This window comes from Bacillus pumilus (genome assembly GCF_900186955.1).
Lineage (GTDB): Bacteria > Bacillota > Bacilli > Bacillales > Bacillaceae > Bacillus > Bacillus pumilus.
Genome location: NZ_LT906438.1, coordinates 30,877 through 56,606, shown reverse-complemented (window position 1 = coordinate 56,606; position 25,730 = coordinate 30,877). Strand labels below are relative to the sequence as shown.

General features: G+C 43.1%; 27 protein-coding genes, 2 tRNA genes and 3 rRNA genes. 1 reads left to right on the top strand and 31 read right to left on the bottom strand.

The annotated features are described in order from the left end of the window. Window positions 1-3 precede the first annotated feature (3 nt). The 9 genes from ispE to metG form a co-directional block, all read right to left on the bottom strand. Entirely contained in the window at window positions 4-873 is an 870-nt protein-coding gene (gene ispE, locus CKW02_RS00300; RefSeq protein WP_034620899.1) for a 4-(cytidine 5'-diphospho)-2-C-methyl-D-erythritol kinase, read from the bottom strand. A 146-nt stretch (window positions 874-1,019) separates the two neighbouring features. Further along, a complete protein-coding gene (locus tag CKW02_RS00295) occupies window positions 1,020-1,205 on the bottom strand; it encodes a small, acid-soluble spore protein, alpha/beta type (protein ID WP_012008653.1) in 186 nt (61 codons plus the stop codon). A 162-nt stretch (window positions 1,206-1,367) separates the two neighbouring features. Further along, complete coding sequence (gene veg, locus CKW02_RS00290; RefSeq protein WP_003217979.1) at window positions 1,368-1,625, bottom strand: biofilm formation stimulator Veg; 258 nt, start codon at window positions 1,623-1,625, stop codon at window positions 1,368-1,370. 213 nt (window positions 1,626-1,838) lie between these two features. Beyond that, window positions 1,839-2,723, bottom strand: a complete 885-nt coding sequence (yabG, locus tag CKW02_RS00285) for a sporulation peptidase YabG (protein WP_034620903.1) — start codon at window positions 2,721-2,723, stop codon at window positions 1,839-1,841. A 133-nt stretch (window positions 2,724-2,856) separates the two neighbouring features. Next, window positions 2,857-3,735 (bottom strand): 16S rRNA (adenine(1518)-N(6)/adenine(1519)-N(6))-dimethyltransferase RsmA, encoded by an 879-nt coding sequence (gene rsmA, locus CKW02_RS00280; RefSeq protein ID WP_003217929.1) that lies wholly within the window; start codon window positions 3,733-3,735, stop codon window positions 2,857-2,859. Then, entirely contained in the window at window positions 3,728-4,288 is a 561-nt protein-coding gene (rnmV, locus tag CKW02_RS00275; protein ID WP_003217938.1) for a ribonuclease M5, read from the bottom strand. Before rnmV ends, rsmA begins: the two co-directional genes overlap by 8 nt. 160 nt (window positions 4,289-4,448) lie before the next feature. Next, window positions 4,449-5,651, bottom strand: a complete 1,203-nt coding sequence (locus tag CKW02_RS00270; protein WP_034620901.1) for a G5 and 3D domain-containing protein — start codon at window positions 5,649-5,651, stop codon at window positions 4,449-4,451. Window positions 5,652-5,895: 244 nt separating this feature from the next. Then, window positions 5,896-6,663 (bottom strand): TatD family hydrolase, encoded by a 768-nt coding sequence (locus CKW02_RS00265; RefSeq protein WP_003217927.1) that lies wholly within the window; start codon window positions 6,661-6,663, stop codon window positions 5,896-5,898. A gap of 81 nt (window positions 6,664-6,744) precedes the next feature. Further along, entirely contained in the window at window positions 6,745-8,745 is a 2,001-nt protein-coding gene (gene metG / locus CKW02_RS00260) for a methionine--tRNA ligase (protein WP_003217934.1), read from the bottom strand. A gap of 520 nt (window positions 8,746-9,265) precedes the next feature. Here metG and CKW02_RS00255 point away from each other — a divergent pair. After that, window positions 9,266-9,556 carry a transition state genes transcriptional regulator AbrB gene (locus CKW02_RS00255; RefSeq protein WP_087975202.1) on the top strand — a complete coding sequence of 97 codons (291 nt, stop codon included), beginning with the start codon at window positions 9,266-9,268 and terminating at the stop codon, window positions 9,554-9,556. A gap of 45 nt (window positions 9,557-9,601) precedes the next feature. On the opposite strand, the gene rsmI is transcribed toward CKW02_RS00255, so the two are convergent. The 22 genes from rsmI to CKW02_RS00145 form a co-directional block, all read right to left on the bottom strand. Then, the gene (gene rsmI, locus CKW02_RS00250) at window positions 9,602-10,480 is read right to left on the bottom strand and encodes a 16S rRNA (cytidine(1402)-2'-O)-methyltransferase (protein WP_003217903.1); all 879 of its coding nucleotides are present in this window, start codon (window positions 10,478-10,480) and stop codon (window positions 9,602-9,604) included. Then, a complete protein-coding gene (locus tag CKW02_RS00245; RefSeq protein WP_003217970.1) occupies window positions 10,458-10,754 on the bottom strand; it encodes a GIY-YIG nuclease family protein in 297 nt (98 codons plus the stop codon). Before CKW02_RS00245 ends, rsmI begins: the two co-directional genes overlap by 23 nt. Continuing rightward, window positions 10,741-11,484: a tRNA1(Val) (adenine(37)-N6)-methyltransferase gene (locus tag CKW02_RS00240; protein WP_003217966.1), complete on the bottom strand. Its 744-nt coding sequence runs from the start codon at window positions 11,482-11,484 to the stop codon at window positions 10,741-10,743. The genes CKW02_RS00245 and CKW02_RS00240 overlap by 14 nt, the downstream gene beginning before the upstream one ends. A 55-nt stretch (window positions 11,485-11,539) precedes the next feature. After that, complete coding sequence (yabA, locus tag CKW02_RS00235) at window positions 11,540-11,893, bottom strand: DNA replication initiation control protein YabA (protein WP_003217957.1); 354 nt, start codon at window positions 11,891-11,893, stop codon at window positions 11,540-11,542. A 14-nt stretch (window positions 11,894-11,907) separates the two neighbouring features. Continuing rightward, window positions 11,908-12,735 (bottom strand): competence/sporulation regulator complex protein RicT, encoded by an 828-nt coding sequence (ricT, locus tag CKW02_RS00230; RefSeq protein ID WP_003217932.1) that lies wholly within the window; start codon window positions 12,733-12,735, stop codon window positions 11,908-11,910. Window positions 12,736-12,737: 2 nt separating this feature from the next. Further along, a complete protein-coding gene (holB, locus tag CKW02_RS00225; RefSeq protein ID WP_095117733.1) occupies window positions 12,738-13,727 on the bottom strand; it encodes a DNA polymerase III subunit delta' in 990 nt (329 codons plus the stop codon). 11 nt (window positions 13,728-13,738) lie between these two features. Then, window positions 13,739-14,179, bottom strand: coding sequence for a YaaR family protein (locus CKW02_RS00220; RefSeq protein ID WP_003217911.1), 441 nt, complete (start codon window positions 14,177-14,179; stop codon window positions 13,739-13,741). 12 nt (window positions 14,180-14,191) lie between these two features. After that, window positions 14,192-14,521 carry a cyclic di-AMP receptor DarA gene (locus CKW02_RS00215; protein ID WP_012008640.1) on the bottom strand — a complete coding sequence of 110 codons (330 nt, stop codon included), beginning with the start codon at window positions 14,519-14,521 and terminating at the stop codon, window positions 14,192-14,194. 79 nt (window positions 14,522-14,600) lie between these two features. Next, entirely contained in the window at window positions 14,601-15,239 is a 639-nt protein-coding gene (tmk, locus tag CKW02_RS00210) for a dTMP kinase (RefSeq protein ID WP_003217977.1), read from the bottom strand. Then, on the bottom strand, window positions 15,236-16,645 hold the full coding sequence (locus CKW02_RS00205) for an aminotransferase class I/II-fold pyridoxal phosphate-dependent enzyme (protein WP_003217894.1): 1,410 nt from the start codon (window positions 16,643-16,645) through the stop codon (window positions 15,236-15,238). The genes tmk and CKW02_RS00205 overlap by 4 nt, the downstream gene beginning before the upstream one ends. Before the next feature lie 77 nt (window positions 16,646-16,722). Further along, window positions 16,723-17,781, bottom strand: coding sequence for a toxic anion resistance protein (locus CKW02_RS00200; protein ID WP_003217976.1), 1,059 nt, complete (start codon window positions 17,779-17,781; stop codon window positions 16,723-16,725). A gap of 19 nt (window positions 17,782-17,800) precedes the next feature. Then, window positions 17,801-18,415, bottom strand: coding sequence for a 5-bromo-4-chloroindolyl phosphate hydrolysis family protein (locus tag CKW02_RS00195; protein WP_003217944.1), 615 nt, complete (start codon window positions 18,413-18,415; stop codon window positions 17,801-17,803). 128 nt (window positions 18,416-18,543) lie between these two features. After that, on the bottom strand, window positions 18,544-18,735 hold the full coding sequence (locus tag CKW02_RS00190; RefSeq protein ID WP_003217973.1) for a sigma factor G inhibitor Gin: 192 nt from the start codon (window positions 18,733-18,735) through the stop codon (window positions 18,544-18,546). Window positions 18,736-18,906: 171 nt separating this feature from the next. Then, window positions 18,907-19,022: ribosomal RNA gene (rrf, locus tag CKW02_RS00185) — 5S ribosomal RNA — on the bottom strand. Window positions 19,023-19,083: 61 nt separating this feature from the next. Next, window positions 19,084-22,014 (bottom strand): 23S ribosomal RNA (locus CKW02_RS00180). A gap of 98 nt (window positions 22,015-22,112) precedes the next feature. Beyond that, a tRNA-Ala gene (locus CKW02_RS00175) sits at window positions 22,113-22,188 on the bottom strand. A gap of 14 nt (window positions 22,189-22,202) precedes the next feature. Then, window positions 22,203-22,279: transfer RNA gene (locus CKW02_RS00170), tRNA-Ile, on the bottom strand. A gap of 95 nt (window positions 22,280-22,374) precedes the next feature. After that, a 16S ribosomal RNA gene (locus CKW02_RS00165) occupies window positions 22,375-23,923 on the bottom strand. Together the 16S, 23S and 5S rRNA genes with 2 tRNA genes alongside form the textbook arrangement of a ribosomal RNA operon. Before the next feature lie 276 nt (window positions 23,924-24,199). Continuing rightward, a complete protein-coding gene (locus tag CKW02_RS00160) occupies window positions 24,200-24,463 on the bottom strand; it encodes a pro-sigmaK processing inhibitor BofA family protein (protein WP_003218084.1) in 264 nt (87 codons plus the stop codon). A gap of 66 nt (window positions 24,464-24,529) precedes the next feature. After that, entirely contained in the window at window positions 24,530-24,754 is a 225-nt protein-coding gene (locus tag CKW02_RS00155; RefSeq protein ID WP_003218088.1) for a YaaL family protein, read from the bottom strand. A gap of 18 nt (window positions 24,755-24,772) precedes the next feature. Beyond that, window positions 24,773-25,369, bottom strand: a complete 597-nt coding sequence (gene recR, locus CKW02_RS00150) for a recombination protein RecR (protein WP_003218094.1) — start codon at window positions 25,367-25,369, stop codon at window positions 24,773-24,775. Between the two features lie 15 nt (window positions 25,370-25,384). Then, entirely contained in the window at window positions 25,385-25,708 is a 324-nt protein-coding gene (locus CKW02_RS00145; RefSeq protein ID WP_008342011.1) for a YbaB/EbfC family nucleoid-associated protein, read from the bottom strand. Window positions 25,709-25,730 lie beyond the last annotated feature (22 nt).

The following is a 25,730-nucleotide window of genomic DNA, read 5'->3' as shown; positions in this document are numbered from 1 at the left end:
GATTTAATCAAGGGCATTTTGTTCGCCGATCATGCGGACAGCGTATACTTGATCACAAAATCCTCTCAGTCCGTTATATATTCTTTGTACCTTCGATTCATATTGAATCAAGCCAAATACTGTAGGGCCGCTTCCACTCATTAAAACAGCGTCAGCACCGAAACGCTTCATCTGTCTTTTGATCATATCTACTTCTGGATACATCTTTAATGTCACAGACTCTAGAACATTTCCGAGTGAGCCGCACATCTCTTTATAATCTTTCGCTTCAATCGCTTCAATCATACGCTTTACATTCGGGTGTTCTACTTTGCTTGCGTCATATTGTCTATAGACTTCAGCTGTAGATACCCCAATCACCGGCTTCGCTAAAATCACCCAGCAATGCGGCGGTGTCGCAATATGCTGCAGCTTTTCTCCACGTCCTGTCGCTAGTGCTGTGCCTCCGTGTACACAAAAGGACACATCTGAGCCGATCTCCGCTCCAAGCTCAGCTAGTTCATCTAACGTGAGGTTTAACTTCCACAAACGATTTAAGCCGCGAAGTGCTGCTGCTGCATCACTGCTGCCTCCAGCTAACCCTGCTGCGACTGGAATTGTTTTTGTGATGACAATGGATACACCTTTTTGAATACCGAACCTTGTTTTAAGTAATTTAGCCGCCTGATAAGCCAAATTACGCTGATCATCTGGCACGAATCGATTATGAGATGATACACGGATTTCATCCTTGTCCAGCTCCGTCAGCTCAAGTCGATCTGCAAGGTCTATTGTTGTCATCACCATCTCCACTTCGTGATATCCATCCGGTCTTTTTCCATGAACATCAAGTGAGAGATTAATTTTCGCCGGTGCTTTTTCTAAAATACGCAAACATTTCACCTACTTCTCCATCTAAACATAAGTATCAATATTGTATCACATTTGATCGATCTGATGAATATAGGCTTTTACGCTGAGCACACTGACTTTTTCATCAAAAAAAGCCAGAGACACCCGAGGTATCCCTGACCGTTTTTCTATCGTTGATTCTCATCCTGAGCCATGTGCTGTTGAGCTAATTCAATGGCACGTTTGACCATATTACCTGCGTCACGCGCACGAATCTCTCCCCAGCCTCCATTTTTGACGGTATCATAAAATCCAAGATCCTTCGCCAGCTCGTATTTGAACTCATCTGACATAATCCCTCGGCGTCTACCCAAACGAAACAGCCCCTTTAGTCGAGAATTCGAATCAGTGCCACCGCTTGTGTGGCTTTCTTATTTTGTATCGAATCCTTTCTTTTACCCCTTTCAAAAAATGGACAGACTCCCATTCAGAAAAAAGGCAAAACAAAAAGCAGTAAACAAAAAGTTCACTGCCCATTAATAGGCGACTGAGCTAGCGGTATCATCGAACGTTAATTCGACCGTCTCAGTCAGTATATCTGCATAACTATAAGAAACTCTTTCAAACGAATTCTCATCTTGATCTAATTGAATCACAAATACAGAAGGGTACGTTTCAGCTAAAATGCCCGAACGCTCAATTGTTTTACGGCGGCCCCCGTTAGCCTTTAACGTCAAACGTTTACCTAAGTTACCATCAAGCGATCTTTTGATGTCGGACAAAGTCTTCGCCATTGCATCCACCTCACTGAGATTATTATACAACAACGGCCCGTTTTTGTCAAATAAAAATTAAATTATATCAACCAACACGAGCCATTGTCAACAAAATAATTTTGACAAACTTCTACCTTTTCTCCTCCCTATTTTTCTCAATTTCCGGTGAATTATGTATCCTTTTGCAATTTCTTTTTGAACATAAAAAAAACCAGACTGAAATCAGTCGGGTTATGTCGATTCATGATCTCTTTTATATGGCATACCTACCCTTAGAACACCCTTCGTCTCGATGCCTCCGAGCCCTTTTTCTCTTGTTAATGTATTTCGGAGCACATCCCACACGTTGATTCGATCTACAAATGGAGTGAAGCTGATCTTCGCAACGATATAGACGGGGTCGAGCGCATGGATATTCACACGGGAAGGCGAGCTCGCAAAATTGGCACCTGCTTGGATCAATGATTCGAAATGAGATTGACAGGCACCAGCAAAGATCACAAGCTGATCTAAATGAGGGATTTTCCGTCTGGCTTTTTGAACCGTTTCAACGAAATGCCGAGAATGACGATATGCACTGATATCATGTACGCCGCCCTTTTGCTTGGAATACGCATCATGTCCTGTGATAACCAATATATCTGGCCGATATTGATCAATTAACGAGTCAATCATGCTTGGCATTTTCTTCTCATGGCAATGCACCCCATACACAGGTACACCAATTCGTTCATATACATCTAAGCATTTCTTTAAGTATGAAGCATCTCCATCTAAATGAAGGACCTTTCCAGGCATGTGAAAATACTGCTCCTGATGCTGATATTGTCCAGAAGTATAATACTCTTGTTTTTCCCGCAGCAGCTGATAATCCTGTCTTAGTAAATCGAGCGATTCATTGATTTTTCTTTCGTCATTTTTCTCTCTAGTCAGCTGTTCCTCTTTTTGAACCTTGACGAGATCTGACAACTTGGCATCAGCAATCAGCCTCACTTCATTCCCATGCAATATGGCGGTGGCTTCGTGCTGATCGGTCTCATCAATTCGAATAATTCGAAACAAAATATCCATTTGATAGGATGCCCTTGTCACCATATCTCCTATTTGAAATTGCATGCTTTTCACTCCACAATCAGGCTCATATCCTGTTGGTATCGTCTTGCGATAAATATGTTCGTCTTTCATGGTGCTGTTCTTTCTAGCCTATGCCCGAACAAACGAAGTGGTGAAAAACAAAAGAAAAAAGCCCTTAAGACAGGGCTTTTTGTAAAACATTCGCCAAACGGGCAAATTCCTCAATGGATAATGACTCGCCGCGGCGCTTTCCATCAATGTCTGCTGTTTGAAGTGCTTCTTCAATGATCACTTTATGTTGCTTTCCATCAGGTAAGTTGTTCATGAGATTATTCATCAATGTTTTTCGGCGCTGACCAAAGCTCGCACGGATCAATTGAAAGAAAAACTCATCATTTTCTACTGAGACAGCAGGCGTTTCACGAACGGTCAGCTTGATTACAGCCGAATCGACATTTGGCTGTGGAACGAAAACCGTTTTAGGCACAACCATCACCGTTTTCGCTTCCGTATAGTATTGAACTGCGATAGACAGCGAATTGTATTCCTTTGATGAAGGGACAGCGGCCATACGATCTGCTACTTCTTTTTGCAGCATGACTACAATCCCTTTCAATGGAAGGTTTTCTTCAAGCAGCTTCATAATAATCGGTGTCGTCACGTAATATGGAAGGTTGGCGACAACCATCACTTCTTTACAGTCAGCAAAATTTTCCTCGATGACCTTTCCCACATCTGCCTTTAATACGTCTTGATGAATGATCGTAACATTATCATATGGAGAAAGCGTATCGTTTAAAATGGGCAATAACCGCTGATCGATTTCAAAAGCAGTGACTTTCTTTGCACGCTTAGCGAGCTGCTCGGTCAATGCACCGATACCAGGCCCAATCTCAATCACGCCGGTCTCATCCGTCACCTCTGCGTGATCGACAATACGATCGAGTATATTTGTATCAATTAAAAAGTTCTGCCCTAAGCTCTTTTTAAAAGAGAAACCGTATTTCTTCAGTATTTCCTTCGTTCTGATGGGTGTCGCTATATCTTTATTCATCGGCTTCCTCCTGCATGACGGTCTTTAAGGCCGCAATAAAATCATGTTTGGTTATTTGGAACATGTGAAGGCGCTTATGCAGCTGCTTCGCATTGGTATATCCTATATTTAATAGCACACCTAGTCGTTCTCTGCGGCGTTTCGATGATTCGCCTCCGATTAGGCCTGCGTCAAATAAGTCATCTAATGTAATGTCACTTTCCGTTACTTCCATTTCCTCATGGACATGGGCAAGGCATTCCCGAATACTGTCCAAGGAAGCATGCTCGACACCAATTCCTTTGTCCCGCTTCGCCTTCGCAAGATGTTTTGGCAAAAATGCGTGCTTACAGCCAGGAACCGCTTCTGCGATGGTTTTCCGGATCTTCTCCCCAGGGAAATCAGGATCAGTTAAAATAATGACCCCTCTCGTCTCCTGAGCAAGACGCACTTGTTGAATAACTGTATCGCCAATGGCTGATCCGTTTGTTTCGATCGTATCTGCATCAACTGCCATCTTCAATCTCGCAGTGTCGTCACGACCTTCCACCACAATGATTTCTTTAATTTTCATGTATTCCTCCGCTTGCAAAAACAATAAACAATTTTTGGTTAAAAAATGAAACCTTTCTTGCTGTTTTTGCGTCTAATTAATTAGAAAACAGTGCTTCTATTATAACCAAAAAAACAGAGGGTGCGCAAAGCCCTCTGTTCATATAAATGATTTGATGTGTTTATTTGAGTACTCTAATTTTCACTCGTTTATTTCCCCATTGATAAGCTGCCGACTTATTTGGGACGAACACATCAATTTTATTCCCTTTTATAGCAGATCCAGTGTCTGATGCAACGGCATATCCATAGCCTTCCACATACACTTTAGAGCCTAGCGGAATGACACTCGGATCAACTGCTATGACCTTTGCACCTGGATTTGATTTTAAATTATAGCCTGTTGACGTTCTGCCCGTACATCCAGCACAGCTCGCTGTATAGGCTGTCGACGCCACATAAAATTCTTTTCCTGACGATTCATTGCTTCTTGAAACGGCAGGTGTCGCTTTAGGCTCTTTTTGGGACTCTTGTGTACCAATGGCCACTAAACGATCCTTGCTATCTTTTTCAGTCACTTCTTTAATCAATTCTTTAGACACCACTTTGCCGTTTTCTTTCACAATGGCATAGTGCTTCTTCAATTTACCTTCTTCACCTTTTTTAAGCACCTTCTCTTTTCCTTTTTCAAGAGAACGATCCTTTTTATGTTTGGTATCAAAAGCAATTTTCTCTTCCACTACATCGGTGACTTTTTCCACCCGAGTGATCTGGATATCTGCGCTTTTTTTAGAAATATGACTATGTAACGCAGGTTTGATCTTATCGTGCTTCTTGAGCTTCAGCTCTTGTTGCTTTAAAAAGTCAGCGACCGTAGTCGAAGTGGTCCACACTTTTTTCTCTTTTCCTCCATCATTTACGCTGACCTGAAAGGCCTGCTCAACCACAAGATCCATATCCTTTTTAATCTTGTCATTCTTTCCTGGAGTTACTTGATCGTGCTTCCCAATATCTATCTTCTCATTCTTCAATAATGCTCCTACCGTCTGATCTGTTGTCCATATCGTTTTCTCTTTCCCATCTAGGGTCAGATGAACCGGTATAGCCGCATCATACACAATGTTCATGTTGTCTTCAATCTTTGTATTTAGACTTGGAGAGATATGATCCTCCGCCTTGGTCTTTATTCCAAGGTCTGAAAACAGCTGTGCTACTGTCTCTTCATGTGTACGAATTGTCTTCTCTTTACCATTGATTGAAATGGTAATAGACTGCTTAGTGAGCTCATGCGCACCGTAAGCCGTCCCAGTTCCAGCTAAAAGCAAGCAAACAACTAGTAATAAAACCTTGCCTTTTCCTAGCTTAACAGAAAACAGATTTTTCATTTTTTGTACGATGAAAAACGCCTCCTTCTCCTCGGAGAGATTATATAGAGTATCTCAAAACCTGTCAACCCTTCCACCCACTGTACAAAAATGCTCGATTGTACCCCTATTATGGGAGTTTAATGGAAGGAAGGGAAGAAAGACTTATCGACAACTTATCCTATGAAGAGGCGTAAACGTGTAGAACATTTTCGTTATGTTTCACAAATGGACAAGCTTAAACAAGGATTGACATCATATACTGTCAGTTTATACCGAAAACTTTTTTCGCATTTTTTGTGGTCACTTCAGCAAGCTCTTCAAAGCTTATATCTCGTAACTCTGCAATCTGTTCTGCGATATATTTCACATAACTCGGCTCGTTGCGTTTTCCTCTAAATGGCGCTGGCGTTAAGTATGGGCAGTCTGTTTCAATTAAAAGCCGGTCACTTGGTATGTCCTTGACAACTTCCTTCGGTTTTTTGGCATTTTTAAATGTCACGGGTCCACCGAATGAAATATAAAAGTTCATATCCATACACGCTTTTGCGATTTCTAGGCTGCCAGTAAAGCAATGCATAATCCCTCCAACTTCAGCCGCTCCCTCTTCCTTTAAGATCGTCACGACATCTTCCGTTGCGTCACGATTATGAATAATGATTGGAAGATTCACTTCTTTCGCAAGAGCAATTTGACGTTTAAAGACTTCTTTTTGCACATCTTTTGGCGACTTGTCCCAATAGTAATCCAGACCCATTTCTCCAATCGCAACGACTTTTTCATGTTGAGATAATTCTTTGATCCACAGCAAATCCTCATCTGTCATATCGATGGCGTCAACTGGGTGCCAGCCAATGGCTGCATAGATGAAATCATACTCTTCAATTAATTCCATTGCTCTCGTAATTGTCGAGCGGTCAAACCCTACCACCACGATTTTTTCGACTTTTTCACTCTTCGCTCTTTCGATCACCTGCTCTAAGTCTTCATTATATTGTTCCGCATTTAAGTGGGCATGTGTATCAAATAACATCGTTGATTGCTCCTTTCGACAATTCTGCTAAAAAACAAAAGGTGTTCGACGAAATGTTACACGTGGAACACCTTTGTTGATTTATAAAATTTTTGTTCCATTCGCTAGAGATTGATCCACTTCAAGAACCTGCAATTTCCCGCTAGTTTCTCCAGTTAAAATCATTCCCTGGGAAATTTCCCCTCTGAGTTTAACTGGTGTGAGATTCGCTACACAGACGAGCTTTTTCCCTACTAATTCCTCAGGTTGATAATGCTTGGCTATCCCTGAAACAATTTGTCTCTTTTCAAATCCAAAATCAAGCTGCAGCTTTAAGAGACGATCTGCTTTTTTCACTGGGGCTGCTTCCAGTACCTGTGCGACTCGAAGATCAACTTTTGAGAAATCATCAAAAGCAATTTCTGTTCCTAGCTCAGGTAATTCTGTTTCTTCTATTTCTACTTTCTCTTCTTCTACCTTTGGTGCACTTCCCTGCATTTTCTCTTTAATATATGCTACTTCTTCTTCAACCTCTAAACGCGGGAACAAAGGCTCGCCTTTTTGTACCGTCGCTTGTTGAATCGCACCGAAAGATAGAATGCTATCCCAGCTTTTAAGTTTCTCTTCTTCAATGCCAAGCTGGAAGAAAATTTTCTCAGGTGTTTTCGTTAGGAATGGCGTTAAGAGCACTGCTGTGATGCGCAATGATTCTGCTAAATGATACATGACAGAATGCAGCTCTTTTCGTTTTGTTTCATCCTTTGCCAGCACCCAAGGAGCTGTCTGGTCAATATATTTATTGGTTCTGCTGATTAATGTCCAAACATTTGAAAGAGCCACCGAGAATTCAAGATTTTCCATCGCTTCTTCATAGGCTTTGACTGTTTGCTCAGCTACTGCTTTAAGTTCCTCATCAAACTCATTAACTGGACCCTTATAGCTGCTTAATGTCCCGTCAAAATATTTTTGCACCATCGCAACTGTACGGTTAAGCAAGTTACCTAAATCATTGGCAAGATCATAGTTTACACGTTCCACGAATCCTTCTGGTGTAAACACACCATCCGCACCAAATGGTACTTCACGAAGGAGGTAATAACGAAGGGCATCAAGACCGTAGCGATCAATTAATGTGACCGGATCTACTACGTTCCCTTTTGATTTAGACATCTTACCATCTTTCATCAGCAGCCAGCCGTGTGCGAAAATTTGTTTCGGCAGCGGCAGATCGAGTGCCATCAGCATAATTGGCCAATAAATCGTATGGAAACGAACAATTTCTTTCCCTACGAGATGCACGTTGGCAGGCCAATATTTTTTATATTTTTCATCCTGATCAGTTCCGTAACCAATCGCAGTTAAATAGTTGAACAACGCATCAATCCATACATAGATGACGTGCTTTGGATTGTTTGGAACTTTAATTCCCCAGTCAAAGGTTGTTCTTGATACAGCTAGATCCTCTAAACCTGGTTTGATGAAGTTATTGATCATTTCATTCTTTCTTGATTCAGGCTGAATGAACGTTGGATTCTTTTCGTAATAGTCTAGTAAACGATCCGCATACTTACTCATACGGAAGAAATATGATTCCTCTTTAATTAATTCGACAGGATGTCCGCTGTCAGGGCTTTTCCCGCCAGTGACTTCTCCTTTTTCATTCCGCTCAACATCCACAAGCTGTGTTTCCGTATAGAATGTCTCATCAGGAATACTGTACCAGCCTTCATATTGATCTAAATAAATATCACCTTGATCAAGTAGCTTTTGAAACACTTGCTCAATGATTTTCGTATGTCTTTTTTCTGTTGTACGGATGAAATCATCATTGGAAATGTCGAGTTTCTTCCATAGTGATTGAATGTCTGCTACGACCGGATCTAAATACTCGATCGGTGTGATGTTTTGTTCTTCAGCTTTTTGCTGAATTTTTTGTCCGTGCTCATCTGTACCCGTTAAATACATCACATCATAGCCTTGAAGACGTTTATAACGAGCCATAGCATCCCCTGCTACTGTCGTATAAGCATGTCCAATATGTAATTTTCCGCTCGGATAGTAAATAGGTGTTGTCAGATAGAACGTTTTTTTCTTTTCCGGCATGTTGGAACCTCCTGCGTGTGTGTAAAAGTCAAAAACTCCCGCCCAATGGACGAGAGCGGTTATCATCATTACATGAAAATGTGTTAGATCCATTTATTAAATTTTGCACTTGTGCTTTCTCTATGATACCATCTTAGCCTTTAAGATCAAGCATATATACATAGAACAAGATGAAATGATCGAAAAAGATGAGTTTTTCAAAAAAAACGACAAACCTGTCGACATTTTGTCGAATATTGTCGTATGAAATCTATCTCCAGATTTACAATTGTCTAATTTAGGGCAAAAGTCTTGTTAATCTGAACTCGTCATTTCTCATATTTTCATAGAAAAAACCCGCAAAATCCTTATAAATCAGTAGTTTCAAGGTCTTTTGACTTTAAGAGTCATATTTTACAAACAATAGTAAACAAAATGATTGACGATTTATGGAAACCTTGTTATGCTATGAATGTAAGGAATTTGTCGAATAATGACGAAGATAATATTATATTAAGAATAAGAACTCTTTGGGAGGAGAATGAAGATGAAATCTACAGGTATTGTACGTAAAGTTGACGAATTAGGGCGCGTGGTGATTCCAATCGAACTTCGCCGTACTCTAGGAATCGCTGAAAAAGACGCTTTGGAAATTTATGTTGATGATGAAAAAATTATCCTAAAAAAATATAAACCAAACATGACTTGCCAAGTTACAGGTGAAGTATCAGACGATAACCTTAAACTTGCTAATGGTAAATTAGTTCTTAGCCGTGAAGGTGCAGAGCAAATCATTAACGAAATCCAAAACCAACTTCAATCACAAAAATAAGTTTGATATAAAAAAGGTTCTTGCACCGTTTGCAAGAACCTTTCTTTATTGTTCAATATGATAGGCATCGTATATGGTACGCTTTGGTACACCACGTTCGACGGCTGTACGTTTAATGGCTTCCTTCGACGTTAATCCTTCTTCTATGTAATGGATCACGTGTTCTTTTTCTGATAAGGACTTCCACCAGGCTTCTTCATTTAGCTCTTCTTCATCTTGATCGTTACCTTGTACGACAAGACAGAATTCACCTCGGATTTGATTCTCTACCGCCCATGTCAGCACAGACTCTAAATCTCCACGAATAAACTCTTCAAATTTTTTCGTTAGTTCTCTCGTAATGGCGATATTCCTGTTGCCCCACACTTCCTTCATCAAAGTCAGCGTTTCTTTTAACCGATGAGGCGCTTCATAGAAAATGATTGTTTCTTGACGCTTCTTCAAAGCTTCGAGCTGTTTTTTCTTTTCCTTTTTTTGTCGGTCAAGAAATCCATAAAAGAAAAATGGCTGCGGCGTGATCCCTGAGGCAATGAGTGCTGTAAGTGCAGCATTTGCTCCAGGTAACGGAACGACATAACCGCCGATATTAGTAAAGTCACGGACCACTTCAGCACCTGGATCAGAGATCGTCGGTAAACCAGCATCACTCACGAGTGCGATGTTTTTTCCTTCTTTTAACCATTCGATCAACTTGTGGCCGCTGCTGTCTTTGTTATGCTCATGATAACTCGTTAATGGCGTATCAATTTCATAGACATGACAAAGTTTTTTCGTTTGTCTTGTATCCTCTGCAGCAATATAGTCTACATCTTTTAATGTTTGGATGGCTCGAAACGTCATATCTTCTAAATTGCCAATTGGGGTTGGGACGAGATATAGAATGCCCATATCTGATTGACCATCAAAGCTTTTCTGTGTTTTCATGTGCCGCCTCCTTTTCAATACGCATTTCTTCTATATAAAGATCTTTCTTTTTCCGTGTCCACGTTTTAAAACGATATTCTTGCTGCATGGCTTCTCTTTTGGTTGCAAAACATTCATGATAATACAGCTCAACCGGCCGTCTAGCTCTTGTATATTTTGCTCCCTTTCCACTATTGTGGGTCGTCAGTCTTTTTTGTAAATCATTTGTATAACCTGCATATAGGCTGCCGTCCGCACATTTCAATACATAGAAATAATGATTATGCTTTTCCATACAGTATCGTCCTGATTTCCTCAGTATACTCTTGATCATCTCCATAAACAAAAAGAGGCGGGAGAATTTTCAGATCTGGTTTTCCATCTTTTATTCCCTCTACTAAGATGGTATTGGCTTCCTTACCCTGTTTGGGATAAACAAATTGAATTCGTTTTGGCTCAATTCGGTACTTCTTCATCAATTCCACAATCTCAAGTAGCCGGCCAGGCCGATGAACCATCGCCAGTTTCCCTCCTTGCTTCAGCAGCGTGGAAGAAACGCGAATGACATCTTCTAATGTACAATGAATTTCATGCCGAGCAATGGCCAAGTATTCATTTTCATTGATTTCTTCCTTAGAAGGTGTCTTAAAATATGGCGGATTACATGTGATGACATCTACTTTGTGATTGCCGTAGCGTGATGGCATATCATTCAGATCTCCATGAATCAGTTCTATCTGCTTTTCAAGTTGATTATACGCCACACTTCTTTTTGCCATATCAAACAGCCGTTCTTGAATTTCGACCCCAGTAATGGAGGCCTTAGATCGTGTCGAAAGCAGCAATGGCACAATGCCATTTCCCGTACAAAGATCAATAATCTCTCCTTTTTGGATGGGCACATACGCAAATTTTGCTAATAACACTGCGTCCAATGAAAAGGCGAAAACCGTTTTACTTTGAATAATCTTCATATCTTCGGCGAGCAAATAATCTAATCGTTCATCTTCTCTTAGTGAAACCATGATGTATCCTTTCTTTTCCTGTGAAAAAGGCTTCCGATTCAGCGGAAGCCTTTTCTCATTTTTTATTTAAAAATGACAGACAGAACAAACAGTCTCCCTCTTTACGTATGCTCCCATAATGTACATTGCAAATATGGAAGCCCTCCTGATATAACCGAGCCAGGTTATCATGACCTTCTCCTATATCAGAATGACCTGGTTTCTGAGCAGAATCATTCTCTGTCTCAGACGATTTGTCCCGATCGGACTGATCCAGACGTTCACGCAAGTGCTGATTCTCCATCTGCAGCTGATGATTTTCTTCAATCACTTCACCGATATGATTTTTCAAATCACCTAACTGGCGATAAAGAGAACCAATTTGTTCTTCTAAATTGATCACCGTATCAAATAGTTCCTTTTTATCCAAGGTGGCACACCTCGTTACTCAGTTGTTTGTGCAGATACAACGCCTTCTTGTAATAATTCTTCCCAAGTATATTCTACCACTTTTTCTTGCCCGGTTAATTCAACTTGCAAAATTCGTTCTAAAATGTTGAGCCCTACTACCTTTGCAGAGCCACTAGATGTTTGAATCGTTTCACCGATATCAGGCAATTGTTCTTTCGCTGTTTCATACTCATCATTCTCATACTTCAAGCAGCACATCAAACGACCGCAAAGCCCTGAAATTTTTGTGGGATTTAGCGACAAGTTTTGATCTTTTGCCATCTTAATGGATACTGGTTCAAAGTCTCCTAAGAATGTCGAACAGCAAAGCATTCGCCCGCAAGGTCCTATGCCACCCAGCATTTTTGCCTCGTCTCTTACACCAATCTGGCGAAGTTCAATTCTCGTTTTGAAGATCGATGCAAGATCCTTCACTAGCTCGCGGAAATCTACTCTGCCATCCGCTGTGAAGTAGAAGATGACCTTGTTTCGGTCAAATGTAAATTCAACATCAACCAGCTTCATTTCAAGCCCATGTTCACTTACCTTCTGAAGACATGTATCAAAGGCTGTCATCGCTGCCTCTTTGTTTTCCTCAACGATGAGCCGGTCTCGTTCATCTGCTACACGAATCACCTTACGCAGAGGAAGAACGACATCGTGTTCATCTACTTTTTTATTAGCGATGACCACTTGTCCGTACTCAACTCCTCTGACCGTCTCTACAATGACACAACTATCATTTTCTATATGAAATCCATTAGGATCGAAATAATAGATTTTGCCCGCTTTTTTAAAGCGAACACCAATTACGTTGTACAAGCTTATCCCTCCTGCAACATCAACACCAATTGCTCCATCAGCCCTTGGGCATTCACGTTGGATTGAAGTCTCTTTTTCGCTTCTAATACAGCAAGGATCTGGTTCGTCACCATCTGCTGTGTGGAATGCAGCGCGTGCTGCTTCATTGTCTGGAATAAGTCTTGATAAATGACTTTATCTTCATTTCCTATTTGAATCGACAATACATCACGATATATAAATAAAAGCATATCCAGACCTGTTTCTTGAAGGTCTTTCTCTTTGAAAAAAGGCATCCATTGATCTTGTATATAAAAAAATGCATGTTCTTTTCGCTGGTGTAAGACTTCATACAATTTTATCACTTTCGCTCTAGACTCTGCAAACTGATCATTTCGACTTAATTCGAGTGCTTCTGCTAAATTGTTGGTTAAATTCGACAAAAGCCTTGCAAGATGCTGAGATACGCCTTCTTGTAATAGCTGCTGCTCCAAGGATTGTGGCTGCAGCGGCTGAAAGCTGAGCATCTGACATCTTGAAATAATCGTATCCAACATTTTATGCGATTGCTCAGTGATTAAAATTGCCATCGTTTCCCGGTTAGGCTCCTCTAGGAACTTTAATAAACTGTTCGCGGCATTGACCGTCATTTTGTCCGCATGAAGAATGATATACATTTTTCGGTGAGATTCCACACCTGCTTTTGTAAATTCCTCTTGCAATGCCTGTACTTGCGCTTTCTTAATTGATTGACCATCAGGCTGCACGAGATGTAAATCGGGATGGTTTCCTGACTCAATCCTTTTGCAGTTTTGACAGGATTCACACGGTTCCACTCCTGATTCCAAGCAAAAAAAGCTCTTAGCCAAAAGCATCGCAGCATCCCGCTTACCAGTACCTTTTTTTCCTTCAAATAAGTAGGCATGCGCAAGTCGGTCTTTATCAATACTATTAAAAATCAGCCGCATGACGCGCGGCTGCAACTCATTCATGTCATCCCAGCTAATTGCCATGTTATCACTCTCTATGTGTAAAGGTTAATCAATAAACCTTTTATTTCTCCAATACGTTCAAGCAAATCAATAGATGGCTTCTCTTGGTCCATCATATCCTCTGTTAATTCAATCAGCTTTTCATCTAATGCTTTGACTAAAGCGAGTGTACGCGTGTTGCCATAAATGTCAAAGCTTCTTGATGTTTCTATATTTAATCCATTATCGACTGTCTCTTTCACAAAGCGCTTCACAAGACCTTTAAACCTAGCCAAGTCCTTTAAGTTTCGTGACTTTGTCAGCTTTTTACCGAACACTTCGATATCACTCAGCATAACCGTCAGCTGCTCTAAGCGCATTTTGCCGCTTTGCGTCTCCATCGATGCTTTAAAAGAGGCAGATGTGTGGCTTCCTTTCATGCCTTGGAGTTCACGCTTTTCTAAAAGCAGCCGCATATCTTGATTAATTTTCACAGCAACCCATCCTTAGAATTGATGAAATTGTTCAACTGGCAGAATAAAGACAGTAGCTCCACCAACTTCAACCTCAACAGGGTATGGTACATATGAATCTGCGTTACCACCCATTGGAGATACAGGTGCAATCATTTGATCACGTTTACGGCAATTTTCTTTTATAAGCTGTAACGCTTTATCCACTCGGACATCATCACAACCAATGATAAAAGTCGTATTCCCAGACTTTAAAAACCCACCAGTTGAAGCTAATTTTGTCACGCCGAATTGATGTTCAGTCAATATTTTCAACAACTTGCTGCTATCTTGGTCCTGTACAACGGCAACAATTAATTTCATTTGATTGGCCTCCTTTGTTTTAGGCACAGGTGACATGCCGATGTCTTCCTCTATATTATAACAACGATTGGGAATGAGGTCATTTTTGATTTTTCTTTAATGTGTCCTGAATCACTCGAAGTACTTCTTCATAGACATCTTGCATTGGCTGAGAAGCATCCACTACATGGAATCGTTCTGGTGATTGCGCAATAAGTAGTTCATAGCCTTCTCTGACCAACTGGTGGAAATTCAGCGTCTCCATGTCTAATCGATTCTTTTCTCTTCCTTGATTGGCGTGAATTCGCTTTAGCCCTTCCTCAGGTGTAATGGAAAAGTAAATCGTCATTTGCGGCATCGTGCCATCAATAGCAAAGTCGTTAATTGATCTGACTTGGTCAATTCCAAGCCCTCTCGCATAGCCTTGATAAGCAAGAGAGCTATCAACAAAACGATCACACAAGACTGTCTCTCCGCGCTGCAATGCCGGTTCTACCTTTTCAGCCAAATGCTGCCTTCTTGCTGCTGCATACAGCAATGCCTCTGTTTTCGCATCCATTTTTGTATTTTTTTCATTTAAAATGACTTCACGGATCTGCTCAGCAATGTCAATGCCGCCCGGCTCGCGTGTCGCCATCACTGCATATCCTTGACGTTCCATTTCTTCGTACACTTTTCGTATCACTGTCGTTTTTCCGGCACCCTCTGGCCCTTCAAACGTAATAAACATACCACTCATAGTGTCTCCTCTTCTATATAAACATATAATTTTCTCTGATGAATGACCTGACTTGCTTGAATATGAACCTCGTGACCAAGCAAACGGCTTAACGCCTCAATTTGTTCTTTTTCAATACGCTCTCCCTTAATCATCAAAGGAATTCCAGGTGGATAGGGAATAATGGATTCTGCACTCATCCGGCCTGCTGCATGTTCAAATGGGACAGCCTCTATGTCTTGATTTTGTACATCAGTCTCAATAGATATCGTCTCATTTTGGATATGTTTTTTTCCTTTGAGCAATGAATCACTTTGCTTAAGAGCCTGCTCAATCCGCTTGAAAGGAACGTTCTGCCTCTGTTCTAAGCTAAGTACAAGTAAAACCTGATGTTCGTCCGCAAGCTCTGGATGAACATCCACTGATTCAAGCACCTGCTTTAGTTCGTAACCAGTCAGTCCTTTTGTTGATCGAATGACGCATTTTAAAGGATCGGAATGTATCGAGTCAGGTTCAACCACTTCAAGATGGGTCAGACGGTTGAACTGATCTTTCAGCTCTGTCAGTTCTTTCATGATTACATCCAATGTCCCTTTTCCTTTGATCTCCTCGACATAAGCTCTTGCTACATCTAATGAGCCCATAATTGGATAAGAGGGCGAACTACTTTGAAGCATCGTGAGCAAGGTTTTCAAACGCTTCGCATCGATTCGGTCCCCTTGAAGATGAAGATAGGAACCCATCGTCATTGCCGGAAGGGTTTTATGTGCTGATTGTACCACCACGTCCGCTCCATAGGAAAGAGCAGATGGAGGAAAGGCACCGCCTAATACAAAGTGCGCACCATGTGCCTCGTCAACCAAAACAACCATACCTGCTTCATGACACATGTGAATCAGCTTTGATAAATCAGCTGCGTGTCCGTAGTAGTTCGGATAAGTCAAAACGATTGCCCGGCAATGAGGATGTCTTGCTATGGCTTTTCTCACTGTATCATCCGTCACATGTGTTGGAACGTGCAAGTGAGCGTCTATCTCAGCGTCTATCAAAATAGGCGTTGCCCCTGCAAGCTCGATCGCATGAAAGACAGACTTATGGCAATTACGCTGGACAAAAATCTCGTCTCCCATGCGGCATGCTGTCATCACCATCGCCAAATTTCCGACTGTTGTGCCATTCACAAGGAAGAAGCTTTGACCTGAACCATATAGCTTAGTCAATAAATGTTCTGCCTCTTGGATGACCCCAGTCGGGTGATGAAGATCATCTAGGCCTTCAAGCTCCGTCACATCCAATTGAAGGATTGAAGCATAGTGAGACCGTGCCTCATCAAAAAAGACATCTCCATTGTGATGTCCTGGAACGTGAAAAGAATAAGGCTTCTTTTCCGCATGCTGTGCTAATGCTGTATATAAAGGTGTTCTCAAACAAATCGACCCTTTTCACTTTAACAATATCTTAAGTCTATTATAACGTTCAAACAAGTGAACCGAAAGATGGTTTCTCATTCCTTTATTGGATTCGCCAACTGCTGCTCTGCCTCATACATACTGCTTTTCAATTGAGCTCGCTCTTGGCTTCCATGCTCTTTCACCTGTAATGTTTCCTGTAATGTTTCAGCTAATTGACGTTGAACCTTTTTCAACGTATCTATAGGGGCTAAAGATGCCTCTTCAACAATTTGCCCCTGCTGTTTCGATACATTTTCATATGTTTTTTGGATTCGGTTCTCAAGAGCTGAATTGGCCCGCTGCTGAATATGTGTTAATGCAATCGACATTTGGTTGATCCATAGAGGAATAGATGCTGAAACAGTTGATTGAATGTGATTGGCCAATGTATGATTCGTATGCTGGATCATCCGAATTTGAGCATTACATTGCAATGCAATTTGCCGGCTTAACAGCAAATCATACTTTCGTTCCTTTAGTCTCTCCACATACTCTTCTTCATTGATTTCTTGACTCATCAATTGCTCCTCTAACGTCCGTTCAACAGAAAGTTGCGTTTCTGAAAGAGGCTGCTGCTCTAACGTTGTCATTTTCGCTTCAACTGCGGCAACCTGCATCGTCATCTCTTGAAAATATGTTTGATTTTCTTCAAATAAACGCTCTAATAATATATGGTCCGAGATTAATACACCTCTTGCATAACGAAGCCTTGCGGACAATCTCTCGATCTGTGATTTTGCATGTTGAAATCGTGATATGATCTCCTGAATAGATCGCTTATCCCGTTGAAACCATTTCAAAAAAAAGCCCTGTTTCTTTGGCACTAAATCCTCAGGCTCCACTACTTGCAGCTGCTGCAAAAAGGCTTCAAGCACGTCTCCTATTTGATCGATATCTTTTTTCTCAACATATTTCATCATCTGTTGTGATTGTTCCAATAGTCGTTCCTGCACACGTGTACCATAGAAAAGGAGCTTTTGCGGATTTTCAGGGATCTGCTGAGCTCGCTGCACAGCTTCTTTTTTCTCTTCATCAGATAAGGTATCAAACACCCGAAACTGAAGATCTGTATTGGAGGCAAGTGATGTTGTGGCGCGATCTTCCGGTTTCATCGAGTTTGACTCCTTTCATCTATTTCTTCATCATTTTATCAGCTACTTCAAGCTCAATATGAAGAGCCTCTATATCTCTTCCTAACACTTGCTGCAAATCATTCGTCAATTGCTTTTGCAGCTCTGTCAATGTCACTCGGGTTTGGCTCAATGTCATTTCCAGCTCATGACTACGATTAGGCTGATTATACAAGAGTGCATATTTCTCAGTTAGTTCAACGACAGAATCTAAGCTTTCAAAATAAAAACGCTGTGCATCATAAAAGCGATTAGGCTCTTTTTTTGTTATTGTATAGATTCGTCGTGCAAGCCGAAAAACTTCATAATTATGTTTGATCGTTTGTACGTTTTTCACAGCAAATAAAGCTTTTTTTAAACGCACAAGCTTTTGTCCCGCTTCTTTTAAATGCTGTTTGATATATACATAATCACTACGAGACAGTCCGTGTTTCTTTAAAAACAATTGGAAAGCAGTCCATCTGCTCCCCACAAACATCACGCCCCACCCAATCATCGCATACAGTATCGATAATCCAGCATGATGATGGAAAACCCCTATACTGACGGTTAAAATCACAAGCGAAAAAAAAGTAGAGAGGATGGCCCATATAAATGTATAAAAGATTGATTTCATGTTCATCGACTCCTATGAATAATCAGGCTCTCTGTTTATCTTATTATGAATTACGGATGATGTCCAAACTAAGTTCCAAAAAACAAGCCCAATCCTTCATAGCTCCTAAAAAAAGACCATCTAGTGGTCTATGAATACAAAGGCGGCGTATGAAGATTTTTAAGCTTTCTCACATAATCGGAATAGCTAGGATCCGAGGTCGATGTAGAAATTAACTTTCGCTCACAGTCGCGGCACAAAAACTGATGATATAAATAAATTCCCTTTGTCTTTTTCTCTTCACAAATCAAACAAATCGCTTCTCGCTCTTTTTTGCTCATTGTGACACCTCCACTTATAGCTTCAGTATGCCCTAGCGCTTTCAATTGTATACAAAATTAAGAATGTTTCAGATGGTAGTTTAGTATATGTATCCATGTCAGATCGGGTGTTTGTTCCTTTTCTTAAAAAACAAAAAAGACCAGTTCCGTATGGAACTGATCCTTAGAAAAGCTTGGCGGCGTCCTACTCTCACAGGGGGAGACCCCCAACTACCATCGGCGCTGAAGAGCTTAACTTCCGTGTTCGGTATGGGAACGGGTGTGACCTCTTCGCTATCGCCACCAAACCTGATGGAGAGAATGTTCTCTCAAAACTAGATAACAATGTTCAAACTTCACATTAGAATATAGGTTAAGTCCTCGATCTATTAGTATCTGTCAGCTCCACGTGTCACCACGCTTCCACCTCAGACCTATCAACCTGATCATCTTTCAGGGATCTTACTTCCTTGCGGAATGGGAAATCTCATCTTGAGGGGGGCTTCATGCTTAGATGCTTTCAGCACTTATCCCGTCCGCACATAGCTACCCAGCGATGCCCTTGGCAGAACAACTGGTACACCAGCGGTGCGTCCATCCCGGTCCTCTCGTACTAAGGACAGCTCCTCTCAAATTTCCTGCGCCCGCGACGGATAGGGACCGAACTGTCTCACGACGTTCTGAACCCAGCTCGCGTACCGCTTTAATGGGCGAACAGCCCAACCCTTGGGACCGACTACAGCCCCAGGATGCGATGAGCCGACATCGAGGTGCCAAACCTCCCCGTCGATGTGGACTCTTGGGGGAGATAAGCCTGTTATCCCCGGGGTAGCTTTTATCCGTTGAGCGATGGCCCTTCCATGCGGAACCACCGGATCACTAAGCCCGACTTTCGTCCCTGCTCGACTTGTAGGTCTCGCAGTCAAGCTCCCTTGTGCCTTTACACTCTGCGAATGATTTCCAACCATTCTGAGGGAACCTTTGGGCGCCTCCGTTACATTTTAGGAGGCGACCGCCCCAGTCAAACTGCCCACCTGACACTGTCTCCCTGCCCGATAAGGGCAGCGGGTTAGAAGGTCAATACAGCCAGGGTAGTATCCCACCGATGCCTCCACCGAAGCTAGCGCTCCGGTTTCCAAGGCTCCTACCTATCCTGTACAAGCTGTACCAACATTCAATATCAGGCTGCAGTAAAGCTCCACGGGGTCTTTCCGTCCTGTCGCGGGTAACCTGCATCTTCACAGGTACTATAATTTCACCGAGTCTCTCGTTGAGACAGTGCCCAGATCGTTGCGCCTTTCGTGCGGGTCGGAACTTACCCGACAAGGAATTTCGCTACCTTAGGACCGTTATAGTTACGGCCGCCGTTTACTGGGGCTTCAATTCGCACCTTCGCTTACGCTAAGCGCTCCTCTTAACCTTCCAGCACCGGGCAGGCGTCAGCCCCTATACTTCGCCTTACGGCTTCGCAGAGACCTGTGTTTTTGCTAAACAGTCGCCTGGGCCTATTCACTGCGGCTTCTCGGGGCTTTAACACCCTAAGAAGCACCCCTTCTCCCGAAGTTACGGGGTCATTTTGCCGAGTTCCTTAACGAGAGTTCTCTCGATCACCTTAGGATTCTCTCCTCGCCTACCTGTGTCGGTTTGCGGTACGGGCACCTCTCACCTCGCTAGAGGCTTTTCTTGGCAGTGTGGAATCAGGAACTTCGCTACTAAATTTCGCTCGCCATCACAGCTCAGCCTTTATGGGAAACGGATTTGCCTATTTCCCAGCCTAACTGCTTGGACGCGGATATCCAATACCGCGCTTACCCTATCCTCCTGCGTCCCCCCATTGCTCAAATGGTGAGGAGGTGGTACAGGAATATCAACCTGTTGTCCATCGCCTACGCCTTTCGGCCTCGGCTTAGGTCCCGACTAACCCTGAGCGGACGAGCCTTCCTCAGGAAACCTTAGGCATTCGGTGGACGGGATTCTCACCCGTCTTTCGCTACTCATACCGGCATTCTCACTTCTAAGCGCTCCACCAGTCCTTCCGGTCTGACTTCACAGCACTTAGAACGCTCTCCTACCACTGTTCGTAAGAACAGTCCGCAGCTTCGGTGATACGTTTAGCCCCGGTACATTTTCGGCGCAGAGTCACTCGACCAGTGAGCTATTACGCACTCTTTAAATGGTGGCTGCTTCTAAGCCAACATCCTGGTTGTCTAAGCAACTCCACATCCTTTTCCACTTAACGTATACTTTGGGACCTTAGCTGGCGGTCTGGGCTGTTTCCCTTTCGACTACGGATCTTATCACTCGCAGTCTGACTCCCAAGGATAAGTCATCGGCATTCGGAGTTTGACTGAATTCGGTAACCCGGTAGGGGCCCCTAGTCCAATCAGTGCTCTACCTCCGAGACTCTTACCTTGAGGCTAGCCCTAAAGCTATTTCGGAGAGAACCAGCTATCTCCAGGTTCGATTGGCATTTCACCCCTACCCACACCTCATCCCCGCACTTTTCAACGTGCGTGGGTTCGGGCCTCCATTCAGTGTTACCTGAACTTCACCCTGGACATGGGTAGATCACCTGGTTTCGGGTCTACGACCACGTACTCATGCGCCCTATTCAGACTCGCTTTCGCTGCGGCTCCGCATCTTCTGCTTAACCTTGCACGGGATCGTAACTCGCCGGTTCATTCTACAAAAGGCACGCCATCACCCTTTAACGGGCTCTGACTACTTGTAGGCACACGGTTTCAGGATCTATTTCACTCCCCTTCCGGGGTGCTTTTCACCTTTCCCTCACGGTACTGGTTCACTATCGGTCACTAGGGAGTATTTAGCCTTGGGAGATGGTCCTCCCGGATTCCGACGGAATTTCACGTGTTCCGCCGTACTCAGGATCCACTCTGGAGAGAACAACATTTCAGTTACAGGGCTGTTACCTTCTTTGGCGGGCCTTTCCAGACCTCTTCGCTTATATCGTTCCTTTGTAACTCCGTATAGAGTGTCCTACAACCCCAAGAGGCAAGCCTCTTGGTTTGGGCTGTTCCCGTTTCGCTCGCCGCTACTCAGGGAATCGCATTTGCTTTCTCTTCCTCCGGGTACTTAGATGTTTCAGTTCCCCGGGTATGCCTTCTCATACTCTATGTATTCAAGTATGGATACTACTCCATTACGAGCAGTGGGTTTCCCCATTCGGAAATCTCCGGATCAAAGCTTGCTTACAGCTCCCCGAAGCATATCGGTGTTCGTCCCGTCCTTCATCGGCTCCTAGTGCCAAGGCATCCACCGTGCGCCCTTTCTAACTTAACCATTTCTTACTTTAGAAAGAATCACTATGTGTGATGAACTTTGCATTGCATTCAATGTGAATGTATTACTTATTGTTATCTAGTTTTCAAAGAACACGTTGGTGGAGCCTAGCGGGATCGAACCGCTGACCTCCTGCGTGCAAGGCAGGCGCTCTCCCAGCTGAGCTAAGGCCCCGATTTAATAGAAGATGGTGGGCCTGAGTGGACTCGAACCACCGACCTCACGCTTATCAGGCGTGCGCTCTAACCAGCTGAGCTACAGGCCCATCTTTCATATCGAAGATATGATGTTGTAGGATCTTTTGCAAGTTCCTTCAAAACTAAACAAGACGAAAACGCACACTGCTCCATATATCCTTAGAAAGGAGGTGATCCAGCCGCACCTTCCGATACGGCTACCTTGTTACGACTTCACCCCAATCATCTGCCCCACCTTCGGCGGCTGGCTCCATAAAGGTTACCTCACCGACTTCGGGTGTTGCAAACTCTCGTGGTGTGACGGGCGGTGTGTACAAGGCCCGGGAACGTATTCACCGCGGCATGCTGATCCGCGATTACTAGCGATTCCAGCTTCACGCAGTCGAGTTGCAGACTGCGATCCGAACTGAGAACAGATTTATGGGATTGGCTAAACCTTGCGGTCTCGCAGCCCTTTGTTCTGTCCATTGTAGCACGTGTGTAGCCCAGGTCATAAGGGGCATGATGATTTGACGTCATCCCCACCTTCCTCCGGTTTGTCACCGGCAGTCACCTTAGAGTGCCCAACTAAATGCTGGCAACTAAGATCAAGGGTTGCGCTCGTTGCGGGACTTAACCCAACATCTCACGACACGAGCTGACGACAACCATGCACCACCTGTCACTCTGTCCCCGAAGGGAAAGCCCTATCTCTAGGGTTGTCAGAGGATGTCAAGACCTGGTAAGGTTCTTCGCGTTGCTTCGAATTAAACCACATGCTCCACCGCTTGTGCGGGCCCCCGTCAATTCCTTTGAGTTTCAGTCTTGCGACCGTACTCCCCAGGCGGAGTGCTTAATGCGTTAGCTGCAGCACTAAGGGGCGGAAACCCCCTAACACTTAGCACTCATCGTTTACGGCGTGGACTACCAGGGTATCTAATCCTGTTCGCTCCCCACGCTTTCGCTCCTCAGCGTCAGTTACAGACCAGAGAGTCGCCTTCGCCACTGGTGTTCCTCCACATCTCTACGCATTTCACCGCTACACGTGGAATTCCACTCTCCTCTTCTGCACTCAAGTTTCCCAGTTTCCAATGACCCTCCCCGGTTGAGCCGGGGGCTTTCACATCAGACTTAAGAAACCGCCTGCGAGCCCTTTACGCCCAATAATTCCGGACAACGCTTGCCACCTACGTATTACCGCGGCTGCTGGCACGTAGTTAGCCGTGGCTTTCTGGTTAGGTACCGTCAAGGTGCGAGCAGTTACTCTCGCACTTGTTCTTCCCTAACAACAGAGCTTTACGATCCGAAAACCTTCATCACTCACGCGGCGTTGCTCCGTCAGACTTTCGTCCATTGCGGAAGATTCCCTACTGCTGCCTCCCGTAGGAGTCTGGGCCGTGTCTCAGTCCCAGTGTGGCCGATCACCCTCTCAGGTCGGCTACGCATCGTCGCCTTGGTGAGCCATTACCCCACCAACTAGCTAATGCGCCGCGGGTCCATCTGTAAGTGACAGCCGAAACCGTCTTTCATCCTTGAACCATGCGGTTCAAGGAACTATCCGGTATTAGCTCCGGTTTCCCGGAGTTATCCCAGTCTTACAGGCAGGTTACCCACGTGTTACTCACCCGTCCGCCGCTAACATCCGGGAGCAAGCTCCCTTCTGTCCGCTCGACTTGCATGTATTAGGCACGCCGCCAGCGTTCGTCCTGAGCCAGGATCAAACTCTCCGAAAAAGTACAAAACCGAAGTTTTGTTTTTCGTCAGCGTTTGACTGACTACCTATGATATAACATAGGATTTTTTTATAAAAACTCGAATTAACAGGTACGTTTTGTCTTGTTTAGTTTTCAAAGAACTTGTTTACCGCTTCAGAAGCGACTAGAACATTATACCATATTTAAATTGTTGATGTCAACAACTTTTTTGTTATCATGTTATTTCGTTTCTTCGTCATCAGCGACGTATATTAATTTACCACCATACGGGATCAAAGTCAACAATATTTCTCATTAAATAATAAATTTTTCAATTACGACTAAAGCTGCTACGCCTGGGATGCCCAATAGACCACTGATTCCACTTGTTACAGGGTTAATAGAGACATGTAATCCTAGACTCTCACCAAATAGATTGAGGCAAAATAAAAAAAGAGCACCTGCCACAAACTTTATTCCGATCAGCCCTAACCATTTGATGGGGTTCGCTTGAACACCTGACATAAACAACAATAATACAGCAAGCAAAATTGACCCGATCACAATAACAGGTTCCATAATCCTCTCATCTCCTCTTCATATGAATAGTACAAGCATATGAGAGGACTATGTAAAATAGACCTGCTATCTCCAGTTGTTTAAACGTAAATTCCTCTTTTTCGCTTCTCTTAGATAGAAAAAGTACTTCGCTTGAGCAAGCTTTAATTCGAATAGAATGTCCGGTGAAGGCTCAACGCTATTTGCGACAAGCTTTTTTTGTCTGTTCCATTCTTCCTTTTGCTTAAAAAGCTGTTGAATTAATTTCTCATCGAATTCTTTTCGAATTGATTTTCTGCGAAGAAAACCCATGTACCGTACTTCTCCTTCCTACATCTCGCGTCTGCCCTCTAAAGCTTTAGACAGTGTGACTTCATCCGCATACTCTAAGTCTCCACCTACTGGTAGTCCGTGAGCAATACGAGAGAGTTTAATTCCTGATGGTTTCAACAATCTAGAGATATACATGGCTGTAGCCTCTCCTTCAATGTTTGGATTGGTTGCAAGGATTACCTCTGTCACTTGATCGTCTTGCAATCTTTTTAACAGGTCAGGAATTTTAATATCCTCTGGGCCAATGCCATCCATTGGCGAAATGGCACCATGAAGCACATGATATAAGCCATTGTATTCTTTCATCTTTTCCATTGCGATCACATCTTTTGGATCTTGCACTACACAGATAACAGATTGATCTCTTCTTGTATCTTCACAAATATAGCAAGGATCTTGATCTGTGATATGGCCGCATACCGAGCAATAAGTTAAATTACGCTTTGCGTTAACAAGCGCCTTCGCGAAATCTAGTACGACATCTTCCTGCATACTAAGAACAAAAAAAGCCAGACGGACCGCGGTTTTCGGTCCGATTCCTGGCAATTTCATAAAGCTGTCTATCAGCTTTGATATTGGTTCAGGATATTGCATCTTCAGTTATTCCTCCTAGAATAAACCTGGCATGTTCATTCCTTTTGTGAATTGACCCATTGTTTCATTTGTTAACTCATCAACTTTTTTCAATGCATCGTTTGTCGCTGCAAGTACAAGATCTTGAAGCATATCGATATCTTCTGGATCAACAACTTCTTCATTGATTGCTACATCAACAACTTCTTTTTGTCCATTTACTTTTACAGTGACCATACCGCCACCTGCTGTACCTTCAAGGACTTTTTCTGCAAGCTCTTCTTGAGCCTTAGCCATATCCTTTTGCATTTTTTGCATTTGTTTCATCATTTTTTGCATATTTCCCATTCCACCGCGCATATGAACACCACTCTCTTTCATT

Bases quoted from the DNA above. Each gene is read 5' to 3' on its own strand.
- holB (WP_095117733.1), bottom strand. From the start codon at position 13,727: ATGGCAATTAGCTGGGATGACATGAATGAGTTGCAGCCGCGCGTCATG.
- yabG (WP_034620903.1), bottom strand. From the start codon at position 2,723: ATGCAATTTCAAATAGGAGATATGGTGACAAGGGCATCCTATCAAATG.
- metG (WP_003217934.1), bottom strand. From the start codon at position 8,745: ATGCCGGAAAAGAAAAAAACGTTCTATCTGACAACACCTATTTACTAT.
- CKW02_RS00245 (WP_003217970.1), bottom strand. From the start codon at position 10,754: ATGGAAAAGCATAATCATTATTTCTATGTATTGAAATGTGCGGACGGC.
- rnmV (WP_003217938.1), bottom strand. From the start codon at position 4,288: ATGAAAATTAAAGAAATCATTGTGGTGGAAGGTCGTGACGACACTGCG.
- CKW02_RS00145 (WP_008342011.1), bottom strand. From the start codon at position 25,708: ATGCGCGGTGGAATGGGAAATATGCAAAAAATGATGAAACAAATGCAA.
- recR (WP_003218094.1), bottom strand. From the start codon at position 25,369: ATGCAATATCCTGAACCAATATCAAAGCTGATAGACAGCTTTATGAAA.
- CKW02_RS00160 (WP_003218084.1), bottom strand. From the start codon at position 24,463: ATGGAACCTGTTATTGTGATCGGGTCAATTTTGCTTGCTGTATTATTG.
- CKW02_RS00265 (WP_003217927.1), bottom strand. From the start codon at position 6,663: ATGTTATTTGATACACATGCCCACTTAAATGCGGAACAATATAATGAA.
- rsmA (WP_003217929.1), bottom strand. From the start codon at position 3,735: ATGAATAAAGATATAGCGACACCCATCAGAACGAAGGAAATACTGAAG.
- CKW02_RS00255 (WP_087975202.1), top strand. From the start codon at position 9,266: ATGAAGATGAAATCTACAGGTATTGTACGTAAAGTTGACGAATTAGGG.
- CKW02_RS00200 (WP_003217976.1), bottom strand. From the start codon at position 17,781: ATGAAACCGGAAGATCGCGCCACAACATCACTTGCCTCCAATACAGAT.
- CKW02_RS00190 (WP_003217973.1), bottom strand. From the start codon at position 18,735: ATGAGCAAAAAAGAGCGAGAAGCGATTTGTTTGATTTGTGAAGAGAAA.
- veg (WP_003217979.1), bottom strand. From the start codon at position 1,625: ATGGCGAAGACTTTGTCCGACATCAAAAGATCGCTTGATGGTAACTTA.
- CKW02_RS00155 (WP_003218088.1), bottom strand. From the start codon at position 24,754: ATGGGTTTTCTTCGCAGAAAATCAATTCGAAAAGAATTCGATGAGAAA.
- CKW02_RS00240 (WP_003217966.1), bottom strand. From the start codon at position 11,484: ATGGTTTCACTAAGAGAAGATGAACGATTAGATTATTTGCTCGCCGAA.
- tmk (WP_003217977.1), bottom strand. From the start codon at position 15,239: ATGAGTGGTATGTTTATTACGTTTGAAGGGCCAGAGGGTGCCGGAAAA.
- CKW02_RS00215 (WP_012008640.1), bottom strand. From the start codon at position 14,521: ATGAAATTAATTGTTGCCGTTGTACAGGACCAAGATAGCAGCAAGTTG.
- rsmI (WP_003217903.1), bottom strand. From the start codon at position 10,480: ATGAAAACACAGAAAAGCTTTGATGGTCAATCAGATATGGGCATTCTA.
- CKW02_RS00195 (WP_003217944.1), bottom strand. From the start codon at position 18,415: ATGAAATCAATCTTTTATACATTTATATGGGCCATCCTCTCTACTTTT.
- CKW02_RS00270 (WP_034620901.1), bottom strand. From the start codon at position 5,651: ATGAAAAATCTGTTTTCTGTTAAGCTAGGAAAAGGCAAGGTTTTATTA.